This is a genomic window from Streptomyces sp. NPDC002788 (assembly GCF_053592115.1).
Genome location: NZ_JBSFVB010000016.1, coordinates 35,833 through 60,532, shown reverse-complemented (window position 1 = coordinate 60,532; position 24,700 = coordinate 35,833). Strand labels below are relative to the sequence as shown.

At 69.7% G+C, this 24,700-nt stretch carries 24 protein-coding genes and 1 tRNA gene; 16 read left to right on the top strand and 9 right to left on the bottom strand.

Annotation, left to right across the window (positions count from 1 at the left end; all coding sequences use genetic code 11):
- Positions 1 to 8: 8 nt before the first annotated feature.
- Positions 9 to 1,043 (bottom strand): SMI1/KNR4 family protein, encoded by a 1,035-nt coding sequence (locus ACWD1U_RS27485; protein WP_451111457.1) that lies wholly within the window; start codon positions 1,041 to 1,043, stop codon positions 9 to 11.
- A 378-nt stretch (positions 1,044 to 1,421) separates the two neighbouring features.
- Between ACWD1U_RS27485 and ACWD1U_RS27480 the strand changes: the two genes are divergently transcribed.
- Together ACWD1U_RS27480 and ACWD1U_RS27475 are read left to right on the top strand one after the other, a co-directional pair.
- Positions 1,422 to 1,997 carry a YwqJ-related putative deaminase gene (locus tag ACWD1U_RS27480; protein WP_451111455.1) on the top strand — a complete coding sequence of 192 codons (576 nt, stop codon included), beginning with the start codon at positions 1,422 to 1,424 and terminating at the stop codon, positions 1,995 to 1,997.
- A gap of 79 nt (positions 1,998 to 2,076) precedes the next feature.
- Positions 2,077 to 2,610, top strand: a complete 534-nt coding sequence (locus ACWD1U_RS27475; protein ID WP_451111453.1) for an SUKH-3 domain-containing protein — start codon at positions 2,077 to 2,079, stop codon at positions 2,608 to 2,610.
- A gap of 25 nt (positions 2,611 to 2,635) precedes the next feature.
- Here ACWD1U_RS27475 and ACWD1U_RS27470 read toward each other — a convergent pair whose 3' ends face one another.
- Positions 2,636 to 3,940: a sensor histidine kinase gene (locus ACWD1U_RS27470; RefSeq protein WP_451111452.1), complete on the bottom strand. Its 1,305-nt coding sequence runs from the start codon at positions 3,938 to 3,940 to the stop codon at positions 2,636 to 2,638.
- 167 nt (positions 3,941 to 4,107) lie between these two features.
- Here ACWD1U_RS27470 and ACWD1U_RS27465 point away from each other — a divergent pair, with 167 nt between their 5' ends.
- The 8 genes from ACWD1U_RS27465 (at position 4,108) to ACWD1U_RS27430 (ending at position 10,586) form a co-directional block, all read left to right on the top strand.
- Positions 4,108 to 4,968 (top strand): hypothetical protein, encoded by an 861-nt coding sequence (locus ACWD1U_RS27465; RefSeq protein ID WP_451111450.1) that lies wholly within the window; start codon positions 4,108 to 4,110, stop codon positions 4,966 to 4,968.
- 14 nt (positions 4,969 to 4,982) lie between these two features.
- Positions 4,983 to 5,058: transfer RNA gene (locus ACWD1U_RS27460), tRNA-Gln, on the top strand.
- Positions 5,059 to 5,190: 132 nt separating this feature from the next.
- On the top strand, positions 5,191 to 6,639 hold the full coding sequence (glmU, locus tag ACWD1U_RS27455) for a bifunctional UDP-N-acetylglucosamine diphosphorylase/glucosamine-1-phosphate N-acetyltransferase GlmU (protein WP_451111448.1): 1,449 nt from the start codon (positions 5,191 to 5,193) through the stop codon (positions 6,637 to 6,639).
- 136 nt (positions 6,640 to 6,775) lie between these two features.
- Entirely contained in the window at positions 6,776 to 7,756 is a 981-nt protein-coding gene (locus ACWD1U_RS27450) for a ribose-phosphate diphosphokinase (protein WP_451111447.1), read from the top strand.
- A gap of 189 nt (positions 7,757 to 7,945) precedes the next feature.
- Entirely contained in the window at positions 7,946 to 8,539 is a 594-nt protein-coding gene (locus ACWD1U_RS27445; protein ID WP_451111445.1) for a 50S ribosomal protein L25/general stress protein Ctc, read from the top strand.
- 67 nt (positions 8,540 to 8,606) lie between these two features.
- Positions 8,607 to 9,209, top strand: a complete 603-nt coding sequence (gene pth, locus ACWD1U_RS27440; protein ID WP_451111443.1) for an aminoacyl-tRNA hydrolase — start codon at positions 8,607 to 8,609, stop codon at positions 9,207 to 9,209.
- Positions 9,210 to 9,251: 42 nt separating this feature from the next.
- Positions 9,252 to 9,755, top strand: coding sequence for a hypothetical protein (locus ACWD1U_RS27435; RefSeq protein ID WP_451111618.1), 504 nt, complete (start codon positions 9,252 to 9,254; stop codon positions 9,753 to 9,755).
- Positions 9,756 to 9,893: 138 nt separating this feature from the next.
- Positions 9,894 to 10,586: an LPXTG cell wall anchor domain-containing protein gene (locus ACWD1U_RS27430; RefSeq protein ID WP_451111616.1), complete on the top strand. Its 693-nt coding sequence runs from the start codon at positions 9,894 to 9,896 to the stop codon at positions 10,584 to 10,586.
- 64 nt (positions 10,587 to 10,650) lie between these two features.
- Here ACWD1U_RS27430 and ppc read toward each other — a convergent pair whose 3' ends face one another.
- Positions 10,651 to 13,383, bottom strand: coding sequence for a phosphoenolpyruvate carboxylase (gene ppc / locus ACWD1U_RS27425; protein ID WP_451111441.1), 2,733 nt, complete (start codon positions 13,381 to 13,383; stop codon positions 10,651 to 10,653).
- Positions 13,384 to 13,678: 295 nt separating this feature from the next.
- Between ppc and ACWD1U_RS27420 the strand changes: the two genes are divergently transcribed.
- Both ACWD1U_RS27420 and ACWD1U_RS27415 read left to right on the top strand, forming a co-directional pair.
- On the top strand, positions 13,679 to 14,698 hold the full coding sequence (locus ACWD1U_RS27420; RefSeq protein ID WP_451111439.1) for an acyl-CoA desaturase: 1,020 nt from the start codon (positions 13,679 to 13,681) through the stop codon (positions 14,696 to 14,698).
- Positions 14,695 to 15,372: a TetR/AcrR family transcriptional regulator gene (locus tag ACWD1U_RS27415; protein WP_351359334.1), complete on the top strand. Its 678-nt coding sequence runs from the start codon at positions 14,695 to 14,697 to the stop codon at positions 15,370 to 15,372. The genes ACWD1U_RS27420 and ACWD1U_RS27415 overlap by 4 nt, the downstream gene beginning before the upstream one ends.
- Before the next feature lie 34 nt (positions 15,373 to 15,406).
- On the opposite strand, the gene ACWD1U_RS27410 is transcribed toward ACWD1U_RS27415, so the two are convergent.
- Positions 15,407 to 16,225 carry a trans-aconitate 2-methyltransferase gene (locus ACWD1U_RS27410; protein ID WP_451111437.1) on the bottom strand — a complete coding sequence of 273 codons (819 nt, stop codon included), beginning with the start codon at positions 16,223 to 16,225 and terminating at the stop codon, positions 15,407 to 15,409.
- Positions 16,226 to 16,418: 193 nt separating this feature from the next.
- Between ACWD1U_RS27410 and tamR the strand changes: the two genes are divergently transcribed.
- The gene (gene tamR, locus ACWD1U_RS27405) at positions 16,419 to 16,916 is read left to right on the top strand and encodes a MarR family transcriptional regulator TamR (RefSeq protein WP_451111435.1); all 498 of its coding nucleotides are present in this window, start codon (positions 16,419 to 16,421) and stop codon (positions 16,914 to 16,916) included.
- Here tamR and ACWD1U_RS27400 read toward each other — a convergent pair.
- Positions 16,875 to 17,642, bottom strand: a complete 768-nt coding sequence (locus ACWD1U_RS27400) for a LuxR C-terminal-related transcriptional regulator (protein ID WP_451111433.1) — start codon at positions 17,640 to 17,642, stop codon at positions 16,875 to 16,877. The two genes, tamR and ACWD1U_RS27400, sit on opposite strands and share 42 nt — an antisense overlap.
- Before the next feature lie 278 nt (positions 17,643 to 17,920).
- On the opposite strand from ACWD1U_RS27400, the gene ACWD1U_RS27395 reads away from it, so the two are divergent.
- Entirely contained in the window at positions 17,921 to 18,379 is a 459-nt protein-coding gene (locus ACWD1U_RS27395; RefSeq protein ID WP_451111431.1) for a GNAT family N-acetyltransferase, read from the top strand.
- 10 nt (positions 18,380 to 18,389) lie between these two features.
- Here the strand turns inward: ACWD1U_RS27395 and galK are convergent, their stop codons facing one another.
- The 3 genes from galK to galT are packed head-to-tail and all read right to left on the bottom strand — an operon-like array spanning position 18,390 to position 21,602.
- Entirely contained in the window at positions 18,390 to 19,553 is a 1,164-nt protein-coding gene (gene galK, locus ACWD1U_RS27390) for a galactokinase (RefSeq protein ID WP_451111429.1), read from the bottom strand.
- A gap of 28 nt (positions 19,554 to 19,581) precedes the next feature.
- Entirely contained in the window at positions 19,582 to 20,544 is a 963-nt protein-coding gene (gene galE, locus ACWD1U_RS27385; RefSeq protein ID WP_451111427.1) for a UDP-glucose 4-epimerase GalE, read from the bottom strand.
- Positions 20,541 to 21,602 (bottom strand): galactose-1-phosphate uridylyltransferase, encoded by a 1,062-nt coding sequence (gene galT / locus ACWD1U_RS27380; RefSeq protein ID WP_451111425.1) that lies wholly within the window; start codon positions 21,600 to 21,602, stop codon positions 20,541 to 20,543. The genes galE and galT overlap by 4 nt, the downstream gene beginning before the upstream one ends.
- Positions 21,603 to 21,766: 164 nt before the next feature.
- Between galT and ACWD1U_RS27375 the strand changes: the two genes are divergently transcribed.
- Together ACWD1U_RS27375 and ACWD1U_RS27370 are read left to right on the top strand one after the other, a co-directional pair.
- Positions 21,767 to 23,446 (top strand): sodium:solute symporter family protein, encoded by a 1,680-nt coding sequence (locus tag ACWD1U_RS27375; protein WP_451111423.1) that lies wholly within the window; start codon positions 21,767 to 21,769, stop codon positions 23,444 to 23,446.
- 18 nt (positions 23,447 to 23,464) lie between these two features.
- Positions 23,465 to 23,779 carry a hypothetical protein gene (locus tag ACWD1U_RS27370; RefSeq protein ID WP_451111421.1) on the top strand — a complete coding sequence of 105 codons (315 nt, stop codon included), beginning with the start codon at positions 23,465 to 23,467 and terminating at the stop codon, positions 23,777 to 23,779.
- A gap of 133 nt (positions 23,780 to 23,912) precedes the next feature.
- On the opposite strand, the gene ACWD1U_RS27365 is transcribed toward ACWD1U_RS27370, so the two are convergent.
- Entirely contained in the window at positions 23,913 to 24,650 is a 738-nt protein-coding gene (locus tag ACWD1U_RS27365) for a VOC family protein (protein ID WP_451111420.1), read from the bottom strand.
- Positions 24,651 to 24,700: the final 50 nt, after the last annotated feature.

Genomic DNA, 24,700 nt, shown 5'->3' with positions numbered 1-24,700 from the left:
CGCTGACGTCACTCCCCCACGACCGAGGACGACACCGCGCCCACCGGCACCACACGCGCGAACCCGCCGTCCACCATCAGGTTCGCCACCGTCTCCAACTCCGGCGGATTGCCCGCCAGCCGCGACAGGAAGACGTCGAAGTCGTCCCCGCACGGCAGCAGCAGCCGTTCCACCCGCTCCGCCGGCGGCAGCGAGGGATCCACGTCCCGAACGTCGTCGTACGCGCAGAACCACACGGACCCGATCCGGTCCCCCTTCACCTTCACGGCGAGCAACCCGCCCTGAGCGAACGAGATCCCCAGGTAGTCCTTGGTCAGATGGTCACGCAGACATTTGTTGACGTACACCAGGTCGTTGACCGCCGCCTCGTCGCGCACCGTGAAGAACGGCTGGTCGACCAGCAGCCCGAGCCCCGCGTCCAGCGCGGCACCCACCGTCGCGCAGCCACCCGCCGCCTTCAAAAACGACCGGTACGCACCCGGCAGCCGGTAACCGAGGTCCTCCTCGACACCCTGCACCTGCGACTCGGTCACCGCCACACCCGACTTCGGCAGCCCGAAGTGCGCCGGACGCGTCTCCTGCAACGGCCGCGTGCCCCGCTTGGCATGGTCGACGCCCGACGTCGCCACCCCGCCGTGATGCCGCAGCAGCGCCTTCACCTCGACCGGAACCAGCTCCAGCCGCCGCGTGCCCGCCACGTGGTGCCACGTCCAGCCGTGCGGCGTCGCCACCGCCGGCACCGTGCCCCACAACTCGTGCCCGGACGCCGACAGCGCCGTGTTCGCCGACACGTAGTCCGTCAGCCGCAACTCGTCGACGCCGAAACCCTCCGGCGGCTCCGCGATCTCCACGGCCGCACGCGCGTAGGGCGAGAAGTCGGGGTAACCACGCTCGTCGACCCATACCCCTCTCGGGTGACGGGCCGCCCGGACCGGATCCGGGAAATGCACGACCTGCCCGGCGTAGGCCGCGTTCGGCGGCGCGGCTTGTCCCCCGGCCTGGCGGCCGGGAGGTGCCCCCAGCCCGAGCCGACCTGTCGTCATGGCGGTTGCCCCCTGCGGCACTCTGTACGACCCGTATTGACCACCTTTGGCGCACTACGGCCCGTATCGACTGTCACGTCTTCTGATGCGACTTCCCTGCACGTCACTGCACCCGCCGACCCCCACGGATCACCCTCCGGTTCACTGCATCGATCTCCGAACGGATCACCGCATCGCCCGCGGTGCCGACAGCCTATGCGGTACGACGACACCGGTCACCGGCACCGGCCGACGCCCCCTCCGCTCCCGTGACCAGCCGTCACCCCGCCGTCACGGCACAACCCTCTCCGGGCGTGTCGCCGCGCCCCAGCTTCCGCACCCGCCACGGCATTTGGCAGTCTGTGACCCCCGGGGGGATGCACGGAGGGGAATACGATCATGAACGCGACACAGACGGGACCACACACCGGCAGGTCCGCCGACCCACGAAACGGCGACCCACGAGGCGGCACCCCGCACACCGCCGACCCCCGAGGCGGCGACCCCCGCATCGGCTGGAGTGCCACCCAAGCCGCCCACACCCCCGTCCTCCACCACCGCCGCGACGGCATCCTCCCCACCATCGCCGCCGCCCTCTCCGTCCGCGGCGCCACCCTCACCGGCACCGCCGCCCGCGGCGACACACCCCCCACCCTGCACCCCCTCGTCCAGGACTTCCTGGACACCCTCACCAGCGCCCAGCGCGACCGCTACACCGGCCGCTGCGCCGAGACCATCCTCATCTCCCGCCACATCGCCGCCGCCGACGCCGCCCGCAGCAAACGCGCCGCCCGCAAACCCATGACCAACGGCGAGGCACGCAAAGCCCTCAAGCAGGCCAAACTCACCGCCCGACGCATCCGCGAGGACGGCGACCCCCTCCACGGCAGCTTCGCCACCCCCTGCCGCGCCTGCACCGCGCTCAGCGCCCACTTCGGCGTCCGCATAGTCGACCCGACGTCCCGGAACAACTGACGCCCCCCGACACCCCGCACGACCAGACACCCCGGCGCGCACCCACGCCACCCCATGACCTCGACGAGACGAAGGGCAGATGCACACCGACCGCACGTCCTCCCCCAAGCCCCCGAGTTCGTTCGGGCAGGGAGTACCCCCACCCCGCTTCGCCGTACCCGTCGACGCCGCCCTGCGCGCCGCCGGCTGGCAACCCGGACGCTGGGACATCAAACAAGCAGAGACCTGGGCCGACGCCCTGCGCGACCACGCCTCCCCCGCAGGCCACCGCCACACCGTCTTCCCCGCCGCCGTCGAAGCCTGGGCGGAATTCGGCGGACTGCGCATCGCCCCCACCGGACCCGGCCGCCAGGTCGCCCCCGCCACCCTCCACCTCGACCCCCTGCACGGCCTCCACATGGCCCGCACCCTCGGCGACCTCGGCCGCGCCCTCGGCACCCAGGTCTGCCCCCTCGGCGCCGAAACCGACAGCCAGGCCCTCCTCGCCATCGACACCGACGGCCGCGTCTACACCCTCGACCACACCGGCGACTGGTACCTCGGCGCCGACATCGACCAGGCCCTGACCACCCTCATCGCCGGCACCGAACCCGCACGCCTCACAGCAGGCTGACCACCGCAGCCCGCGACGAAGCGGCCTACGACACCGACGCCGGAATCACCGCCGACACCCGGAAACCCCCCGCCTCCGTCGGCCCCGACACGAACACCCCGCCCAACGCCGACACCCGCTCCTTCATCCCCACCAACCCGTTCCCCCCGGACGGCAACCGCGCCGACGACGCCGCCGCCTCAGGCGGCTCGTTCTCCACCTGCATCGCGATCTCCGACACCCGATGCGCCAACCGCACATACGTCTTCGCCCCCGCCGCGTGCTTGTGGACGTTCGTCAACGCCTCCTGCACCACGCGATACGCCGTCTGCTCCACCAGCGGCGCATACGACCGGGCCTCCCCCTCCACCGACAGATCGACCACCATCCCCGCCGCAGCCGACTGCCCCACCAACTCCTCGATCTCCGCCAGACACGGCCCCTCGTCATCGGCCGCCCGCGAAGCCGCCGCCGCGGCAGCCACCCCCACCGCCGCCAACGGCAACGACGTCACCTGCTCACGCCGCCCGTCCCCACCGCTGCGCAGCACCCCGAGCATCTCCCTCAGCTCGGTCAGCGCCTGCCGACCCATGTCCCCCACCAGCGCGGCGTTCCGCACCGCCTTCTCCGGATCCTTCCGCGCCACCGCCTGCAACGCCGCCGCATGCACCACCATCAGACTCACCCGATGCGCGACCACATCGTGCATCTCCCGGGCGATCCGCGTCCGCTCCTCGTTCCGGGCCCACTCCGCCCGCTCCTCCGCCCGCTCCGCGAGCAACTGAAGCTCCCGCTCCAAACTGTCCGCACGCTCCCGCAGACTCTCCATGAGCCGCCGCCGCGCCCCCACATACAGCCCCAGCAGCACCGGAGGCGCCGTGAAGCCCAGCGACATAGTGATCGCCGCGAAGGGCACGAACCAGTCCCCTATGTCCAAGTCCCCCCGCGACACGTCCTGCCGCGTCTTCACGAACGTCACGATCAACGTCCCCACCAGGGACATCCCCGCCAGCGAGGCGATGATCCGCCGGGGCAGCTCCGCCGCGGCCAGCGTGTACAGGCCGACCACGCCCATCAGGAAACCCATCTCGGCCGGCGTGATGGCGATCGACACCAGCACGACGGCGATCGGCCACCGCCGCCGCACCAGCAACACGGAACCGGCCACCAACCCGAACAGGACCCCCACCGCCACCGGAATCCCGGCGTCCCTGGCGAACGGCATCCCCTCCAGCGCGCACTCCAGGGCGGACACCACGGCCAGACCCACATCGAACACGGCACTGCGCCGCCTGGCCCACCACCACGGCCCTCCCCGGGCCGTCACATGGTCTTCCCCCGTCGCGGTCATGCCTCCAGCCTAAAGGCGCCCCCCGCCCGCTTTCCGGTGAGTTTCCGGGACTGGCCCGCACCACACTCCGTGACCGTTCGGATGCGATACCGCCCGATATCCCTCGAACTGCTGACTCGCTCACCGTTCGACCCCGGAAGCCTCCATTCCGCCCGGACGGTATGCCTATGACACATGCACTCGGCAAGTACGCCGACTACGAGGGGTTGCGGGAGAGGGCGGTGGCGCTGCGGCGCGCGGGCTACAGCCTTCGACAGATCCGCGACGAGCTGAAGATCTTCAACAACGACATCCTCAACCAACTGGTGAAGGGCGAGCCCCCGCCAGCCTGGACGAAGCGCCCGAACGCGAAGGACGACCTACGACAGAAGGCGAGGGAGCTCCGGCTCCAGGGCTGGACGTACGACCAGATCGAGGCGGAGCTGGGGTGTTCGAAGAGCTCGATCTCGCTGTGGGTGAGGGACCTTCCGAAGCCCGAGCGTCGCGACCCGGCGGAGCAGGCAAAGCTTGCGGCGCGCATGCGCTGGGAGAACGAACTGGCAGCGCGGGAAAGAGACCGACAGCGAACCAAGATTGCGGCTGCCGAAGAGCTCGGCGAGCTATCCGAACGGGAGCTGTTCGTCCTCGGAGTCGGCTTGTACTGGGCCGAGGGCACCAAGGACAAGCCGCACGCCCGACGCGAACGGGTCACTTTCGTCAATAGCGACCCCAGCATGATCCGTGTGTTCCTCGCGTGGCTCGACCTTCTCGGAGTTGAGAGGACCCGCATCACATACCGCGTGATGATTCATGAGTCGGCCGACGTCGAAGCAGCCGAGAAGTACTGGGCGGAGATCGCCCAGACCGACCGTGCCTCCTTCGGCAAGACGACTTTGAAGCGGCACAACCCGAAAACAGTGCGTAAGAACACCGGCGACGACTACCGGGGATGCCTCGTACTCACCGTGCGACAGAGTGCGGAGCTCTACCGGCGCATCGAGGGCTGGTGGAACGGCATCGTTGCCCACGTTCAAGCACGTCTCCGGTAAGGTCTGAGGCGCTGTCCCCCGTGGTGTAACTGGCAGCACACTAGATTTTGGATCTAGCAGGACAAGGTTCGAATCCTTGCGGGGGAGCCAGCGGCCCCCAGAGCCTCGGTTCGGGTCCTGACCGATCACCCCCCGGTCAGGACCCACACCCGCACCCCCCCACAAAACCCCCCGGTATCCTGCGGATGTCACCCCACCCCATCCACAGCCGAAGGGCATCCCGTGAGCGCCAACCGCCCGGCAGCCGTCGTCGTTCTCGCAGCGGGTGAGGGCACCCGTATGAAGTCGGCCACACCCAAGGTCCTGCACGAGCTCTGCGGCCGCAGTCTCGTCGGTCACGTGCTCGCCGCCGCGGGCGAGCTGCAGCCCGAGCAGCTGGTCGTCGTGGTCGGCCACGCCCGTGAGAAGGTCACCGCCCATCTCGGCGAGATCGCCCCCGACGTCCGCACGGCCGTACAGGCCGAGCAGAACGGCACGGGGCACGCCGTACGGATGGGTCTGGAGGAGCTGGGCGGGTCCGTCGACGGGACCGTCGTCGTCGTGTGCGGGGACACTCCCCTGCTGACCGGTGCGACCCTGCAGGCCCTCGCCGCCACGCACTCCGCGGACGGCAACGCGGTGACCGTGCTGACCGCCGAGGTGCCGGACGCGACCGGTTACGGCCGGATCGTCCGCGACGACGCCACGGGCGCTGTGACCGCGATCGTGGAGCACAAGGACGCCACCGACGCGCAGCGGTCGATCCGTGAGATCAACTCGGGTGTGTTCGCGTTCGACGGGCAGTTGCTGGCCGACGCGTTGAAGAAGGTGCGGACGGACAACAGTCAGGGCGAGGAGTACCTGACCGACGTCCTGGGGATTCTGCGTGTGGCCGGGCATCGGGTGGGCGCGTCCGTGGCCGGAGACCACCGTGAGATCGCCGGGATCAACAACCGTGTGCAGCTCTCCGAGGCTCGCCGGATTCTCAACGACCGGCTGCTCACCGAGGCCATGCTGTCCGGTGTCACGGTCGTCGACCCGGCGACGACCTGGCTGGACGTCACCGTGACCTTCGAGCAGGACGCCGTCGTTCACCCGGGCACGCAGCTGCACGGGGCGACGCACGTGAGCGAGGGCGCCGAGGTCGGACCCAACTGCCGACTGACCGATACCCGTGTGGGTGCGGGTGCGCGGGTCGACAACACCGTGGCCGTGGGCGCGGAGGTGGGGCCCGAGGCGACCGTCGGGCCGTACGCGTATCTGCGTCCGGGGACCCGGCTGGGCGCCAAGGGCAAGATCGGGACGTACGTGGAGACGAAGAACGCGTCGATCGGGGAGGGGACGAAGGTGCCTCATCTCTCCTATGTCGGTGACGCGACGATCGGTGAGCACACGAACATCGGTGCCGCGAGCGTGTTCGTGAACTACGACGGCCAGGAGAAGCACCACACCACCATCGGTTCGCATTGCCGCACGGGCTCGGACAACATGTTTGTGGCGCCTGTCACGGTGGGGGACGGTGCGTACACCGCTGCGGGGTCGGTGATCACGAAGGATGTGCCGGCGGGTTCGCTGGCCGTGGCCCGTGGTCAGCAGCGCAATATCGAGGGTTGGGTGGCCCGGAAGCGTCCGGGGAGCGCGGCCGCGAAGGCGGCGGAGGCGGCCTCCCGGGAGTCGGCCGAGGAGGGGTGACCGGAAAGCGGTGCCTCAAACACGGCGTACGGTGATAAGTGCACACCCGCACCCCCACCAGCTGAGACGGCCTCTCGCAAGCCGGCTGAGAGGTCTCTCGAAACCCCAGCTGCGACACCTCTGAGGAGACAGTGCTGTGACCGGGATCAAGACGACCGGCGAGAAGAAGTTGATGTTCTTCTCCGGCCGCGCCCACCCCGAGCTTGCCGAGGAGGTCGCCCAGCAGTTGGGTGTCGGGGTTGTCCCGACGAAGGCCTTCGACTTCGCGAACGGTGAGATCTATGTGCGTTATCAGGAGTCGGCGCGTGGTGCCGACTGCTTCCTGATCCAGAGCCACACGGCTCCGATCAACAAGTGGATCATGGAGCAGTTGATCATGATCGACGCGCTGAAGCGTGCGTCGGCCCGGTCCATCACGGTCATCGTGCCGTTCTACGGTTACGCGCGGCAGGACAAGAAGCACCGGGGACGTGAACCGATTTCGGCGCGTCTGATCGCGGACATGATGAAGACCGCGGGCGCGGACCGGATCCTGACCGTGGATCTGCACACGGACCAGATCCAGGGCTTCTTCGACGGTCCGGTGGACCATCTGTTCGCGTTGCCGCTGCTGGCGGACTACGTGGGCCGGAAGGTGGACCGGGAGAAGCTGACGGTCGTGTCTCCGGACGCGGGCCGGGTGCGGGTCGCGGACCGCTGGTGCGACCGGCTGGGCGCGCCGCTGGCGATCGTGCACAAGCGGCGGGACAAGGACATCGCGAACCAGGTCACCGTCCACGAGGTCGTGGGTGAGGTGAAGGGGCGCGTGTGTGTCCTGGTGGACGACATGATCGACACGGGTGGGACGATCTGTGCCGCGGCGGACGCGCTGTTCGCGCACGGTGCGGAGGATGTGATCGTGACGGCGACGCACGGTGTGCTGTCGGGTCCGGCGGCTGACCGGTTGAAGAACTCGCGGGTGAGTGAGTTCGTGTTCACGAACACGCTGCCGACGCCGGGTGAGCTGAGCGGGGATCTGGACAAGATCTCGGTGCTGTCGATCGCGCCGACGATCGCGAATGCGGTGCGTGAGGTGTTCGAGGACGGTTCGGTGACGAGCCTGTTCGACGACCAGTAGGAGTCCGCCGGTCGGACTCCTGTAGATCATTTTGGGTGCGGCCTCCCTCGCCGAGTAGACTGCTGAAGTTGCTCGGCGAGGGAGGCCGTTTCCCGTTGGTGGGATGCGGTGGTCCGTTATCGACGCGCTCTTCGTAGCAGGCCGTTCGTGGCCGGGTGACCACGTCCGTTCCTACTTCGAGGAGTGATTATGTCCGAGGTGAAGATCGCCGCCGAGACGCGCACCGAGTTCGGTAAGGGTGCCGCGCGCCGTATCCGTCGTGAGGACAAGGTTCCCGGCGTGCTGTACGGGCACGGTTCGGACCCGCTGCACCTGACGCTGCCGGGCCACGACCTGCTGATGGCGCTGCGTACGCCGAACGTGCTGATCGCGCTGGACATCGACGGCAAGACGAACGAGCTGGCGATTCCGAAGGCCGTGCAGCGTGACCCGCTGAAGGGCTTCCTGGAGCACGTCGACCTGCAGCTGGTCCAGCGTGGCGAGCAGGTCAACGTCGAGATCTACGTCCACACCGAGGGTGAGCTGGCCCCGGGCGGCAACCTGCTGGAGCACGTGCTGAACGCGCTGCCGGTGGTGGCCGAGGCGACCCACATCCCGGAGTCCGTGACCGTCTCCGTCGAGGGTCTGACGGCCGGTGACTCCATCCTCGCCAAGGACATCCCGCTGCCGAAGGGCACGACGCTGGACGTCGAGGAGGACACTGTCGTCCTGCAGGTCCTGGCCGCGCAGGCCGAGGAGCCCTCCGAGGGCGAGGAAGAGGGCTCAGAGGCCGCCGAGGCCTGATCCCTCGTCGTCGTTTCGTCGGCCGCTGCTCCCGTGCGGGGCAGCGGCCGACGCGTATGAAGGAGACATGGACGTGACGACCGATGCGGCCGCTCCCTGGCTGATCGTGGGGTTGGGCAATCCGGGGCCGGAGTACGCGGGGAACCGGCACAACGTGGGCTTCATGGTGGCCGATCTGCTGGCGGACCGGATCGGGGGGAGGTTCAAGCGGGCCGGGAAGGCGCAGGCGCAGGTGGTCGAGGGGCGGATCGGGCCGCCGGGGCCGGCGAACCGGCGGGTGATTCTGGCGAAGCCGATGTCGTACATGAATCTGTCGGGTGGCCCGGTGAACGCGTTGCGGGAGTTCTACAAGGTGCCGGTGGCCCATGTGGTGGCGGTTCATGACGAGTTGGACATCGACTTCGGCATGCTGCGGTTGAAGCTGGGTGGCGGGGACAACGGGCACAACGGGCTGAAGTCGATGACGAAGGCGTTCGGGTCGGACTATCACCGGGTGCGGTTCGGGATCGGCCGGCCGCCGGGGCGGATGCCGGTGGCGGATTTCGTGCTGAGGGATTTCTCGTCGGCGGAGCGCAAGGAGCTGGACTACTTCGTGGACCGGGCGGCTGACGCGGTGGAGTGTCTGGTGATCGAGGGGCTGGAGCGGGCGCAGAGTACGTACAACTCCTGACGTGTCACCCTCGGGAGTTGACCGGCCGTGCGGGTATGGCCAATGATCCCGGCCATGCCTGCCTCTGCCGCCGCCACTCGCCCGAGCGCTCATGCCGCCCTGCGGTTCGGGCGGTTCGCGGCGATGGGTGCGGTCGCGGTGCTGATCCTGATCGCGGGTGTGTGGGCGTCGTGGGGGACGGCCCAGCACGTGATGCTGACGAAGGGCCGGGAGCGGGGCACGGTCGAGGTGACGCGGTGCGGGCAGGACTCGTGCTCGGGCCCGTTCGCGCCGTTGTCGGAAGGTTCGCAGCCGCGGTCGAAGGTGGTCCTGGAGAAGTCGGTCGCGGTGCGGGAGGGCCGGACCTACACGGTGGTCTTGAAGCCCGGCAGCGATGACGCGGTGCGCTCGGGGCCGGCCGGGGTCCTGTATGCGTGGATTCCGCTGGGCGGTGCGCTGTTGCTGGCGTCGGTCGTGGTGGCGGGCGGTCTGCTGCGCACGCGGGCGGCGTGGGTGATGGCGTTGTCGGGGGTGGCGTTGCTGACGGCCGCTTTCGTGACTGTCTGAGGGGATTCCGGCGTTCTCCACTTCTGTGGAGGGACGAGCGTTGTCTCTTCGTGATTGACGAGGCGTCGGGCGAGGCTGGAAGCTGAGCCGCCCCCTCCACATCTTCCCGGTCACTTCTCGAAGATGGACTACTTCTCGATGCGAACCCTCATGCACACCGGCGCTGCCTGCGCCGCCGCTACGGCGGTCCTCCTGCTTGCTCCGGCCGCCCAGGCCGCCCCTCCCGGTGACAACGGCACGGTCAAGATCCATGATGCTTCGACCGGCGAGGAGCTGCGCCGCAACGAGCCGCACGTGTGCACGTTCTACCTGGACGCTTTCGGTTTCGACGGCGGCCAGGAGGTCGACTGGCACATCGACGCGATCCCCCCGAGCGAGAACAAGGGGGAGACGGTGAAGTCCGGCGCGCTGACGCTGGACGCGGCGGGCCACGGCCGTACCGAGGAGCTGTCGCTGCCGGACGGGCACTACAAGCTGTTCTGGACCTTCGACGGCGAGAAGGGTGCCGCCAAGCACAAGGTGTTCTGGACGGACTGCGAGGATGCGCAGGAGCCCGGCGGTTCGACGCCGTCCGGGGCGGCTTCCCCGTCGCCTTCGTCCGGGGCGTCGCAGGCGCCGTCGGCGCAGCCGGGGACGTCGGGGTCGCCGGGTTCGCCGGCCGGCGGGGGTGTGCCCGCCTCCTCGTCGCCGTCGCCGCAGGGCGGTGCCGGCGGTGATCTCGCCGAGACGGGCAACGGAGCCCCGGTGGGGCTGCTGTCCGGTGTGGCGGCGGTGCTGGTCGCGGGCGGTGGGTTCCTGGTGCTGCGTCGCCGCAGGCTCCACCGCGGCTGACGTGGAACGCACCGTGCCCCCGAGCCTGTGCGGGCTCGGGGGCACGGTTGTGTCCGGGAGCGGTTCAGCCGGTGTTGCGCAGGCCGGCTGCCACGCCGTTGACGGTGAGGAGCAGGGCGCGGGCGAGCAGCGGGTCGGGCTGTTCGCCGGCGGTGGCCGCGTCGCGCTGCCGCTTGAGCAGGGCGACCTGGAGGTAGGAGATGGGGTCGAGGTAGGCGTCGCGGATGGCGAAGGTCTGCTTCAGGACGGGCTCGGCGTCGAGGAGTTCGGTTTCGCCGGTGACGCGCAGGACTTCGCGGACGGTGAGTTCGTGTTCGGCCTTGATGGTGTCGAAGACGTGCTTGAGCTCGTCGGGGACGAGGGTGTCGACGTAGTGCTGGGCGATCCGCAGGTCGGTCTTGGCCAGGGTCATCTCGACGTTGGACATGAAGTTGCGGAAGAAGTGCCACTGCCCGTACATCTCGTCGAGCACGGTGTCCAGGCCGGCCTCGCGCAGTGCCTTGAGGCCGGAGCCGACGCCGAACCAGCCGGGGACGATCTGCCGGGACTGGGTCCAGCCGAACACCCACGGGATGGCCCTGAGTCCGTCGAGGCCGGCGCCGGAGTCGGGTCGGCGGGACGGGCGGGAGCCGAGGTGGAGGTCGGCGAGCTGGTCGACGGGGGTGGAGGCGAAGAAGTACGCCGGGAGGTCGGGGTCCTCGACGAGCCTGCGGTAGGCGGCGTGGGCGGCGTCGGAGACGACGTCCATGGCGGCGTCCCAGCGGGCGAGTGCCTCGACGGACTGGCGGGGGGCGGTGTGCAGGGCGGAGGCCTGGAGGGTGGCGGCCACCGAGAGTTCCAGGTTCTCCCGGGCCAGGGCCGGGATGAGGTACTTGTCGGAGATGACCTCGCCCTGCTCGGTCACCTTGATCTCGCCCTCGAGGGTGCCCCAGGGCTGGGCGAGGATGGCGTCGTGGGTCGGGCCGCCGCCGCGGCCGACGGTGCCGCCGCGGCCGTGGAAGAGGCGCAGGCGGACGCCGTAGCGGTGGGCGACGTCGCGCAGGCGGCGCTGGGCGCGGTGGATCTCCCACTGGCTGGTGGTGATGCCGCCGAACTTGGAGGAGTCGGAGTAGCCGAGCATGACCTCCTGGACGTCGCCCCGGAGCGAGACGAGGCGCCGGTAGGACGGGTCGGAGAGCATGTCCTCGAGGATGGTGTCGGCGGCCTTGAGCTCGTCGGTGGTCTCCAGCAGGGGGACGATGCCGATCTTGGCCCAGCCGGCGTGGAGGTCGATCAGTCCGGCTTCGCGGGCGAGGACGGCGGCGGCGAAGACGTCGTCGGCGCCCTGGCACATGGAGATGATGTAGGACTCGATGACCTCGGGTCCGAAGACCTCCAGGGCGCGCTTGACGGTCTGGAAGACGCCGAGGGTCTTCTCGCCGGGCGCGTCCACGGGCGCCGGGGTGGGCGCGAGGGGGCGGCGGGAGCGCAGTTCCTTGGCGAGGAGCTTGGCGCGGTAGTCGCGGGGCATGTCGGCGTAGCGCCAGGATTCCTCGCCGAGCCGGTCGAAGAGCTGGCCGAGGGCGTGGTGGTGGGCGTCGGCGTGTTCGCGGACGTCCATGGTGGCGAGCTGGAGGCCGAAGGCGGCGAGGGTGCGGATGGTGCGGGCGAGGCGGCCGTCGGCGAAGAGGCCGCCGCGGTGCTCGCGCAGGGAGTCCTGGATGATCCGCAGGTCGGCGAGGAGTTCGCCGGTGCCGAGGTAGTCGCGGCCGGGCACGTGGGTGGTGCTCTCGGCGAGGCGCTGCTTGGTGTTCTCCAGCTTCTGCCGGATGCAGGTGGCCTTGAGCCGGTAGGGCTCCTCGGCGTTGAGGCGCTTGTAGCGGGGGCTGATCTCGGGGAGGTTCTCCAGGTCGGCCTGGAGGGAGGTCAGCAGTTCCTCGGTGGCGCCGGCGTAGCGGATGGAGTTGGACAGGAAGCCGCGGAGTTCGTCGATCGTGTCCAGCGCGTCGTTGATGCCGTGCTCGTGCTGGAGGATGAGGACGTCCCAGGTGACCTGGGGGGTGACGTTGGGGTTGCCGTCGCGGTCGCCGCCGATCCAGGTGCCGAAGGTGAGGGGGCGGGTCTCGTCGGGGAGCTTGACGCCGGCTCGCTCCAGCTCCGCCGTCAGGTCCTCCAGGACGTCGCCCACGGCGCCCGCGTGGAGCTCGTCGAGGTAGTAGATGGCGTTGCGGGCCTCGTCGGCGGGCTCGGGGCGGACGACGCGGAGTTCGTCGGTCTGCCAGACGAGGTCGATGTTCTCGGCCAGGCGGGTGTCGAGGCGGCGGCGGTCGGACTCGATGACCGGGGTCTCGAGGAGCGCGGCGATGCGCCGGAGCTTGTTCAGGACCGACCGGCGCGCGGCCTCGGTGGGGTGGGCGGTGAAGACGGGGCGGACGTTGAGGTTGCGGACCGTCTCGCGCAGGTGCTCGGGGTCGGCGTCCTTGAGCCGGTCGGCCGTACGGGCGAGGAGTCCGCCCTCGGCGGCGCGCCGGGCGCGCAGCTCGCGGCCTCGGTGGACCTGCTCGGTGACGTTGGCCAGGTGGAAGTAGGTGGAGAAGGCGCGGACCAGCTTGGCCGCGGTGTCGAGTTCGGTGCCGCGCAGCAGCTCGGCGGCGGCCTCGCCGTCCTCCCGGGTGAGGCGGCGGACCTTCTCGACGAGTTCCAGCAGCTCGGGGCCCTCCTGCCGGACGAGGGTCTCGCCGAGGAGGTCACCCAAGCGGCGGATGTCGGCACGCAGCTCGCTGCTCGTCGTCGTGGTCTGATCGTCGGCACTGCTCACAGGTGCGGCTCCTTGCAGTGTTGAAGCTCGTCTGGGAGGGGAACCCGGACGGCGTCTCGCGGCGGCGGGGGGCCGCATACGGATCGGACATCCGGGAGGAAATCAGAGCGGACCGCGCTGTCCGACCGACACCAGGATAGGTGTCGGCCGTGACGCGCAGGCTCGCGGGCTCTTGCCGCCGGGCGACGCACTGCCATACTTACGACGCCGTAGGTTACGGGACCGTAGGAAGCACATGACGGTTCCCGTGGCCCGGCCACACCTTCTCCATCCACATACCCCCCAGGGGACGCGTATGACCAGTAGTTCCGACGTGATCCAGGACGCCCCGAAGGCTCCCGGTCAGGCCACCGACACCGCAGCATCCTCCGCCACTCTGGGCGGCGAGAAGAAGCGGTCCATCGAGCAGATCGCCCTCCTGCTCTTCATCACCGTCCCGTTCCTCGCGTTGCTGGCGGCCGTGCCGCTGGCGTGGGGCTGGGGAGCGAGCTGGCTGGACCTCGGTCTGCTGGTCTTCTTCTACTTCCTGGGGTGCCACGGCATCACGATCGGTTTCCACCGGCACTTCACGCACGGATCCTTCAAGGCCAAGCGGCCCCTGAAGATCGCCCTGGCGATCGCGGGCTCGATGGCGGTCGAGGGTCCGCTGGTGCGCTGGGTGGCCGATCACCGCAAGCACCACAAGTTCTCCGACGCGGAGGGTGACCCGCACTCGCCGTGGCGGTTCGGGGAGACGCTTCCGGCCCTGATGAAGGGCCTGTGGTGGGCACACATCGCATGGATGTTCGACGAGGAGCAGACGTCGCAGGAGAAGTACGCCCCGGACCTGGTCAAGGACAAGACGCTCTGCGCCATCTCCCGCCAGTTCGTCCTGTGGACGGTGGTGTCCCTGGCGCTGCCGCCGGTGATCGGTGGCCTGGTCACGATGTCCTGGTGGGGCGCGTTCACGGCGTTCTTCTGGGGGTCGCTCGTCCGGGTGGCCCTGCTGCACCACGTGACCTGGTCGATCAACTCGATCTGCCACGCGGTCGGCAAGCGCCCCTTCAAGTCGCGTGACCGGTCGGGCAACGTGTGGTGGCTGGCGATCCTGTCCTGCGGCGAATCGTGGCACAACCTGCACCACGCCGACCCCACGTCCGCGCGGCACGGTGTGATGCGCGGGCAGCTGGACTCCTCCGCCCGGCTGATCCGCTGGTTCGAGATGGCCGGCTGGGCGTACGACGTGCGGTGGCCGTCACGCTCGCGTATCGATTCGCGCCGTAACAGCGGGGAAGGCGGCTCCCCACGCGGGAAGGAGCCCGTCGAGGCGGCATGATGGTCGCTGTGGCGACCGACTCGAGCAGCACCCCCAGCAATGACAAGCCGCGGCGAGCGCGTCGCACCCGGATGACCGGTGCCGAGCGGCGTCAGCAGCTGCTGGAGATCGGTCGCACGCTCTTCGCCGCCAAGGGGTTCGAGGGCACGTCGGTGGAGGAGATCGCGGCGAAGGCCGGGGTCTCCAAGCCGGTGGTGTACGAGCACTTCGGCGGCAAGGAGGGCCTGTACGCGGTCGTCGTGGACCGTGAGATGCGGCGCCTGCTGGACATGGTGACCGGCTCCCTCACGGCCGGTCACCCCCGCGAACTGTGCGAACAGGCGGCCTTCGCCCTGCTGGACTACATCGAGGAGTACACGGACGGGTTCCGCATCCTGGTCCGTGACTCCCCCATCCCGCAGTCGACTGGTTCCTTCGCGTCCTTGATCTCGGACATCGCCACGCAGGTCGAGGACATCCTGGGCCGTGAGTTCAAGAGCCGCGGCTTCGACCCGAAGCTGGCCCCGCTGTACGCCCAGGCCCTGGTCGGCATGGTCGCTCTGACCGGCCAGTGGTGGCTGGACGTCCGCAGGCCGAAGAAGGCCGAGGTGGCCGCGCACCTGGTGAACCTGGCGTGGCACGGCCTGGACGGTCTGGAGGCCAAGCCGCACCTGATAGGGCGCCGCAAGGCCTGAGGCCTGTCGTCGGCCGACCGGGCAGCGGCGATCATCAGCCGTCCTTCCGGGCCACGGCGAACACCCGGCGGAAGGGGAACGGCGTGCCGTGGGGGCCCGCCGGATAGGCCTGGCGCAGAGCCGCCCGGTACTCGGCGACGAAGCCGTCCCGCGCGTCGGGGTCGTCGGCGAGGGCGGTCAGCACGGGCCGCAGCCCGGTCCCCTTCACCCAGTCGAGCACGGGGTCCTCGCCTTGGAGCAGGTGGATGTACGTCGTCTCCCACACGTCGGCCGTACAGCCGAGGGACGTCAGCCGCTCGTGGTAGGCCTCGGGAGTGAGGACGGCGTCGGCGTGACGCAGGGTGCCGTCGAGCCGGTCGCGCCGGCGCGGTGAGCCGGCGAGTTCGCGCATCAGCCGGTGGCTGGGGGCGTCGAAGTTCCCCGGCACCTGGAAGGCGAAGGTACCGCCGGGTTTCAGTCCGGCCACCCAGTCGGCGAACCGCTCGACGTGCCCGGGCACCCATTGCAGCGTGGCATTGCTGACGATCAGGTCGTACGGCTCGTCGGGCGCCCAGGTCCGTACGTCCGCGTGGGCGAAGTCGAGGCGTCCGCCGCCCGCGGTGGGGCCCTCGTGCTCCACGTGGGCCTTGTCGAGCATCTCGGTCGAGTTGTCGTAGCCGGTGATCCGGGCGGTGGGCCAGCGGTCGGCGAGCAGCGTGGTGACGTTGCCGGGGCCGCAGCCGAGGTCGGCGATGCGGGGCGGGTCGGCGGGCAGTTCGGGGACGCGGGCGAGGAGGTCGGCGAAGGGGCGGGCGCGGTGGTCGGCGTGGCGCAGGTACTGGGCGGGGTCCCAGGCGGGGTCGGCTGCGGGCATGGGTCCTCCTGGTGTCCTGGTGTCCTGGTGTTCCTGGTGTCCTGGTGTCCTGGTGTCCTGGTGTCCTGGTGTCCTGGTGTCCTGGTGTTGACCGTACGGGGGCGTGCACCCAGCGTGATCCCCGATATATCTCGACGTCAAGAAAATGGATGTCAAGAGACTCTACGTCGACACAACCACTACACTGATCGTCATGGAGGACGAGGTCGATCGGCTGGTCGCAGCATGGCGCCGGGAGCGCCCGGACCTCGACGTGGAACCGCTCGAGGTGCTCAGCCGCGTGAGCAGACTCGCCCGGCATCTGGACCGGGCGCGGCGGTTGGCCTTCTCGGAGCACAACCTGGAGCCGTGGGAGTTCGACGTACTGACGGCCCTGCGCCGCGCGGGCACGCCGTATCAGCTCTCCCCGGGACAGCTCCTCACCCAGACCCTGGTCACGTCGGGCACGATGACGAACCGCATCGACCGCTTGGCGAAGAAGGGCCTGGTGGAACGCCTCCCCGACCCCAGCGACCGCCGGGGCGTCCTGGTCCGGCTCACGGACGAGGGCAGGGACCGCGCGGACCAGGCCCTGTCCGGGCTGCTGGACCAGGAGCGCGCGATCCTCGCGGAGCTCTCCCGCGCCCAGCGCGGTGACCTGGCGGGGCTGCTACGCCAGCTGACCGCCCCGTTCGACAACATCCCCGGCTAGGTCGGCGGGCCCCACTCCGGCCCGCCGGGCGAGGGCGACGGCGGCGAGCGTGGAGTGCACGCCCAGCTTGCCCAGCACGTTCTGCATGTGCGTCCGCACCGTGTGCGGCGACAGATACAGGCGCTCGGCGACGGCCTTGCGCCCCAGTCCCGCCACCATGCACCGCAGCACTTCCCGCTCACGCGGAGTGAGGGACTCCACGAGCCGCTCGCTCTCGGTGCGGTGCCTGCGGGCGGCGGTGAGCTCGCGCAGCACGCCCGTCAGCAGGGCGGGCGGCAGATGGGTCTCGTCGCGCAGCACGCCGCGGATGACGGTGAGAAGCCGGGACAGCGAGCAGTCCTTGGCGACCCACCCCGAGGCGCCGGCCTGCAGGGCGAGCGCGGCGCGCCGCGGGTCGTCCCTCTCGGCGAGCACGACGATCCGTACGTTCGGCTGCGCGGACCGCACCCCCGTGACGAGGGATATGCCGTCCACGAGCCCGTCCTCATCGCCCTCCCGCACGGGTACGGCCGGGCGGGCGCCCGGCACCTTGCCGCCCAGGTCGGCGTCGACGAGCAGCACGTCGAACCGCCGCCCCTCGGCGACCGCCCGCTCCAGACTGCGCAGCGCCGCGGGGCCGCTGCCGGCCGCGGAGACGTCGACATCGGGCTCGGCGGCCAGGGCCGCGGCGAGTGACTCGGCGAAGATGCGATGGTCGTCGACGACCAGGACTCGGATGCGAACCACGTAACCCCCTTCCCCACGCTCCTGAGAGCAGGGGATTCCCCATCGTCGGACGACGACACCCGCGCGGGTACGACGCCGGGGTGTCCGGATCCGCCGCGTCCGTCCTTGCCGCAGCCGCACGGCCGCCGCCATGCAGAAACCGCTACCCCCACCCCGGGCGTCGTACCCGGCTGTCTCGCCCCCTGATCGGCACCGGCCCCCACCGGTGCTGTTCATCAGGGTACGGACGGTGGCCCGGAGCGGAAGGCTATTTGCAGAACTGACTGTCCGGCGCGTTTATGGTGTGCCGCATGTTCCGTCTTGAGACAGAAGTCGACAAGGCCCGACGTGATCTGCTCCGCACGCGCCTGCGGGACACGAACACGGTCGCCTCTCCGATCCTGCGATCCCTGCGGGGAACGCCGGACGAAAGGGACGTGCCCTTGCACGTGTGGGCTGTGAACGACACGGACGGCGACCTGGCGGGCGGCCTCGTCGGCTACACCTGGGCGACCTGGCTGCACGTGACGTACCTGTGGGTCGACGAACGCCACCGCGGCCGGGGCCTGGGCGCCCGCCTCCTCTCGGAGGCGGAACGCATCGCTTCCCGGGAACGCGCCTGCCGCTCGTCCCGCCTGGAGACCTGGGACTTCCAGGCGCCTCGCTTCTACGAGAAGCAGGGGTACGAGGTGGTGTGCGCGGTGCCGGACTATCCCCCGGGGATCACGGAGTACTCGCTGACGAAGAGGCTGTGGTAGGACCGCCGCGTCAGCGCATCCGGCGGGCTCCCGCCGACGGCACCGCCTCGAAGACACGGGGAGCCGAGTAGCCCGCCGCGGCGAACGCCGTCGTCACTGCCTTCGTGATGGCGTCCACGTCCGCTTCCTCCGCCAGGACGATCGCCGAGCCGCCGAAGCCGCCGCCCGTCATGCGGGCACCGAGCGCGCCGGCGGACAGGGCCGTGTCGACGACCAGGTCCAGTTCCGGGCAGGAGATGCGGAAGTCGTCGCGGAGGGAGGCGTGGCCCTGGATGAGGACGGGGCCGATCGAGCGGGTCTCGCCTGATTCGAGAAGGGAGACCACCCGTTCGACCCGCTCGTTCTCCGTGACGATGTGGCGGACCAGGCGGCGGACCTCCTCCTCGTCGCCGAGGCGGGCCAGGGCCGCCTCCAGGTCCGCGTACGGCACGTCCCGCAGGGCGTCGACGCCCAGCAGGGCCGCGCCCTTCTCGCACCCCGCGCGGCGCTTGCCGTACTCGCCCTCGCTGTGGGAGTGCTTGACCTGCGTGTCGACGACCAGCAGGCGCATGCCCTCGGCCGCCAGGTCGAAGGGGATCTGGCGCTGCGCGAGGTCGCGGGTGTCCAGGAACAGCGCGTGGCCTTCCTCGCAGCACGCCGACGCCGTCTGGTCCATGATGCCGACCGGGGCACCCACGTAGACGTTCTCGGCCCGCTGGCAGAGGCGGGCCAGTTGCCAGCCCCGGAGTTCCAGGGAGAAGAGATCGTTCAGGGCGAGCGCCACCACGACCTCCAGGGCCGCCGAGGACGACAGGCCCGCACCCGACGGGACCGTGGAGGACAGGTGGATGTCCGCGCCGGTCACCGCGTGGCCGGCCTCGCGCATGGCCCACACCACGCCCGCCGGGTACGCCGTCCAGTTCTTGTCCGACTCGGGGGACAGCGCATCGAGGTCCAGTTCGGTCACTGAGTCCTCCACGTCCGCCGAGTGCAGGCGAAGGACGCCGTCCGCGCGGCGTGACACCGCCGCCACCGCCGTGTGCGGCAGGGCGAACGGCATGACGAAGCCGTCGTTGTAGTCCGTGTGTTCGCCGATGAGGTTGACGCGGCCCGGCGCCGCCCACACCCCGTGCGGCTCGGCTCCGTACAGCTCGGTGAACCGTTCGGCGACCGTCTCGGCAACAGCCTCGCTCATGCCCTGACCCCTGACTCTTCCGTACGTACTAGTTGCCGCGCCGCTGCGCGAAGTCCCACGCGTCGGCGACGATTCCCGCGAGATCCGCGCGGGACGGGTTCCAGCCCAGCTTCTCGCGGGCCGTGGCGGCCGACGCCACCAGGACCGCCGGGTCGCCGCCCCGGCGCGGGGCCACGACCTCGGGGATCGGGTGGCCCGTCACCCGGCGGACCGTCTCGATGACCTCGCGGACGGAGAAGCCGTTGCCGTTGCCGAGGTTGCAGATCAGGTGTTCACCGGGCGCTGCGGCCCGCAGCGCCAGCAGGTGGGCCTCGGCCAGGTCCGCGACGTGGATGTAGTCGCGCACGCAGGTGCCGTCCGGCGTCGCGTAGTCGTCGCCGAAGACCGAGATCGCCTCGCGCCTGCCCTGCGCCACCTGGAGCACCAGCGGGATCAGGTGGGACTCGGGGTCGTGGCGCTCGCCGAACTCGCCGTACGCGCCCGCCACGTTGAAGTAGCGCAGCGAGACCGCGCCCAGGCCGTGCGCCGTCGCCTCACCGGTGATCATGTGGTCGACCGCGAGCTTCGAGGCACCGTAGGGGTTGGTGGGCTTCGTGGGGGCCGACTCGACGATCGGGACCTGCTCCGGTTCGCCGTACGTCGCCGCCGTGGAGGAGAAGACGAGCTTGCGGACGCCTGCCTCCCGCATCGCCTCCAGCAGGGCCATCGTGCCGCCGACGTTGTTGTCCCAGTACTTCTCGGGCTTCACGACCGACTCGCCGACCTGCGAGGACGCGGCGAAGTGGAGGACGCCGTCGAAGGAGGAGTCCAGCCATTTGGCGGCGTCGCGGATGTCGCCCTCGACGAAGGAGGCACCCGCCGGTACGCCCTCGCGGAAGCCCGTGGAGAGGTTGTCGAGGACGACGACCTCGTGACCGGCCTCCAGCAGGTGCTGGGCGACCACGCTGCCGACGTATCCCGCGCCACCCGTCACCAGGTACTTCCCGCTCATGAACTCGCTACCTCTCGCAGTCGCTCGGCCGCGCGCTCCGGCGGCACGTCGTTGATGAACACGTTCATGCCGGACTCGGAACCCGCGAGGAACTTCAGCTTGCCGGAAGTGCGGCGGATGGTGAAAAGCTCGAGGTGCAGCGCGAAGTCCTCGCGCACGACCCCGTCGAACTCCTCCAGCGCGCCGAAGGGGGCCTGGTGCCAGGCCGCGATGTACGGGGTCGGAGGCTCGCCCTCACCGAAGATCCGGTCGAAGCGCCTCAACAGTTCCAGATAAATCTTGGGGAACTCTGTGCGCGCGGCCTCGTCGAGCCCGAGCAGGTCGGGCACGCGGCGCTTGGGGTACAGGTGGACCTCGTACGGCCAGTGTGCCGCGTACGGCACGAAGGCCACCCAGTGGTCACCCTCCAGGACGACCCGCTCGTCGGTGAGTTCGCGCTCCATGACGGCGTCGAAGAGGTTCTCCCCGCCCGTCATCTCCTTGTGCGCCGCGACGGAGCGGAGCATCGTCGCGGTGCGGGGGGTGGTGAAGGGGTAGGCGTAGATCTGCCCGTGCGGGTGCTGGAGGGTCACGCCGATCTCGGCGCCCCGGTTCTCGAAGCAGAACACCTGCTCGACGGAGGGGAGGTGGGACAGCTCCGACGTCCGGTCCGTCCACGCCTCGAGCACCAGGCCCGCCTGCTCCTCGGTGAGTGCGGCGAAGGACGCGTTGTGGTCGGAGGTGAAGCAGACGACCTCGCAGCGGCCCGCGTCGCCGGCGAGCGAGGGGAAGCGGTTTTCGAAAACGACGACGTCGTACGAGGAGTCCGGGATCTCGCTCAGCCGGTCGCCCTCGGAGGGGCACAGGGGGCATTCGTCGGCCGGCGGATGGTAGGTGCGGCCCTGGCGGTGCGAGGCGATGGCGACGGAGTCACCGAGCAGGGGGTCGCGGCGGATCTCGGACGTGGTGACGGTGCGGTCCAGCGGGCGGCGGTCGGCCGCGTCCCGCACGGTGTCGTCACGCAGGTCGTAGTAGATGAGCTCGCGACCGTCGGCCAGTCGGGTCGAGGTCTTCTTCACGCCGGACTCCTCATCCTTCAAACATAACCCAACATATAAAAACACCACCCACCACAACCGTCAACATCACAATCAAACAAAGAGCCCAAAACGGCGTGTTCAATGACTGAACGCGGAGAAGGAGATTCCGCTAGGTATCGGTTCGGGCAATGAAGCGAGGGCTCATGCATCCCCCCACGTACCTGTCAGCCGAGCTGCGGCTCCCCACGAACTGGCTCGACTACACGATCCTCGGCATCTACTTCGTCGTCGTCCTCGGCATCGGCTTCGCCGCCCGCCGGTCGGTGAAGACCAGCCTCGACTTCTTCCTCTCCGGCCGTTCCCTGCCCGCCTGGGTCACCGGACTCGCGTTCATCGCGGCCAACCTGGGCGCCACCGAGATCCTGGGCATGGCCGCCAACAGCGCCCAGTACGGCGTCTACACCACCCATTGGTACTGGATCGGCGCCATCCCGGCCATGGTCTTCCTCGGCCTGGTGATGATGCCCTTCTACTACGGCTCCAAGGTCCGCTCGGTCCCCGAGTTCCTGCTGCTGCGCTTCGACAAGGCGGCGCACCTGCTCAGTTCGGTCCTCTTCGCCTGCGCCGCCATCCTCATCGCCGGCGTCAACCTCTACGCCCTGGCCATCGTCGTCGAGGCGCTCCTGGGCTGGCCGCAGTGGGTGGCGATCGTGGTCGCCGGCTTCTTCGTCCTGGCGTACATCACGCTCGGCGGCCTGTCCTCGGCGATCTACAACGAGGTTTTGCAGTTCTTCGTCATCCTCGCCGCGCTCATCCCCATCACCGCCCTCGGGCTGAAGAAGGTCGGCGGCTGGGACGGCCTGTCCGACTCCCTCACCGAGAGCCGCGGCGCCGACTTCATGACCTCCTGGGGCGGCACCGGCATCGGCAGCGACAACCCACTGGGCGCGAACTGGCTGACCATCGTCCTCGGCCTCGGATTCGTCCTCTCCTTCGGCTACTGGACGACGAACTTCGCCGAGGTGCAGCGGGCCCTGTCCGCGAAGAACCTCTCGGCGGCCCAGCGCACCCCGCTGATCGCCGCCTTCCCGAAGATCTTCATCGTGTTCCTGGTGATGATCCCGGGTCTCGTAGCCGCCGTCCTGGTGCCGAAGCTCGGCACCTCCGGCTCCGACCTCCAGTACAACGACGCGATCCCCTACCTGATGGAGCAGCTCCTGCCCAACGGTGTGCTGGGCATCGCCGTGACCGGCCTCCTCGCGGCTTTCATGGCGGGCATGGCGGCGAACGTGTCGTCCTTCAACACCGTGTTCACGACGGACATCTGGGCGAGGTACGTCGTCAAGGGCCGCGAGGACGCGTACTACGTGGGCTTCGGCCGCCTCATCACCGCGATCGGCGTCCTGGCCTCCATCGGCACGGCGTTCCTGGCGTCGTCCTTCTCCAACATCATGAGCTACCTCCAGACGTTGTTCTCCTTCTTCAACGTGCCGATGTTCGTCGTCTTCATCATCGGCATGTTCTGGAAGCGGGCGTCCATGAAGTCCGGCTTCTGGGGGCTGATCACGGGCACCGCCGCCGCGATGGTCAACTACTTCGTCGTCTACAAGCAGGGCATCATCGACATCCCCTCCGACCAGGGGGCCAACTTCGTCTCGGCGATCGCCGGGTTCGTCGCGGGCGCCGTCGTGATGGTGGCGGTGTCGCTGTTCACCGCGCCCAAGCCGGCGGAGGAGTTGCAGGGGCTGGTCTACGGCACGACGTCGCCCGGCCTGGCGGAGCCGCCCGCGCCCGGGGACGAGGCCTGGTACCGCAAGCCGGCGCTGCTGGGCTGGGGCGCGGTCGTCCTGGCCGCGGCCTGCTACATCCCGTTCTCGTTCTGACCGAGGGAGGATTGACAGATGTCCGAGTTCTACTCCGACAAGGACGTGCAGCGGGAAGTCACCGAGCTGCAGGGCAAGTCGGCGACGGCCGCGCGACTGTTCGACATCCGCCGCATCATCGGTGGGCTGTTCGTGGTCTACGGCGTCATCGTCACGATCGCCGGGTTCACGGCGTCCGACGCCGACATCGACAAGGCGGAGGGCGTCAACATCAACCTGTGGACCGGGTTGGGGATGCTCGCCCTTGGTCTGTTCTTCCTTGCGTGGCTGAAGCTGCGGCCGGCCGCTCCGCCACCGCCGGATGTCGTGCCGGAAGACGAACCGAGGGAGTGACGGCGGGCGGCCGGTTGCGCGACCGGGCGCCGGCGTCCGCAGGGGCGGTTGTGACGGGTGAGCCGGCGGCCGGGGAGGGCGGGGTCCGTGGTGGTACTGCCGTACCACCATGAGGGCGCGGACGGAGTCCGCGTCAGCCCCGGCCGAGGACGCAGAACTCGTTGCCCTCCGGGTCGGCCAGGACGACCCAGGAGACGTCACCCTGCCCCACGTCGACCCGCGTCGCGCCGAGACCTTCGAGCCGGGCGACCTCCTTCGCCTGATCCTCGACACGGTCGGACATCACATCGAGATGGACGCGGTTCCATACGACCTCGTCGTCCGGCGTACGGCGGAACTCCAGGTACGGCCCGACGCCCTTGGCGGAGCGCAGCAGGGCGCGGTCGTCGGTCAGCTCGTGGACGGTCCAGTCGATCGCCTCGCCCCAGAACCGGACCATGGCCCGTGGGTCGGCGCAGTCGACGACCACGGCGGCTATCGGCCCGGTGTCCCGGTAGAGCTCCCGGGGCTCCAGGACGCTGAACACGTTGCCTTCCGGGTCGGCCATCACCGTCCACGGCGCGTCACCCCGGCCCACATCGGCGGGCGTCGCCCCGAGCTCCTTCAGACGTGCGACCAACTCCGCCTGGTGGGCGTCGGAGGTGGTGGCGAGCTCGATGTGCACGCGGTACTTCACCGTCTCCGGGTCCGGGACGCGGACGAGATCGACGCAGACGGCGGACGGGTCCGGCCAGTCGAAGCCCACGGGTTCCAGGTTGGTGACACCGGGCCCTTCGCTGGAAACACCCCAGCCGAGCGCCTCCGCCCAGAACCGGCCGAGCGTCGAATCGTCCCGGGCCTTGAAGTTCACCTGAACAAGCTGCAGCGTCATGCCGCGTACCTTAGGTGATCCCCCATCGGTCGGGGGCCGCGCAGAGCAGA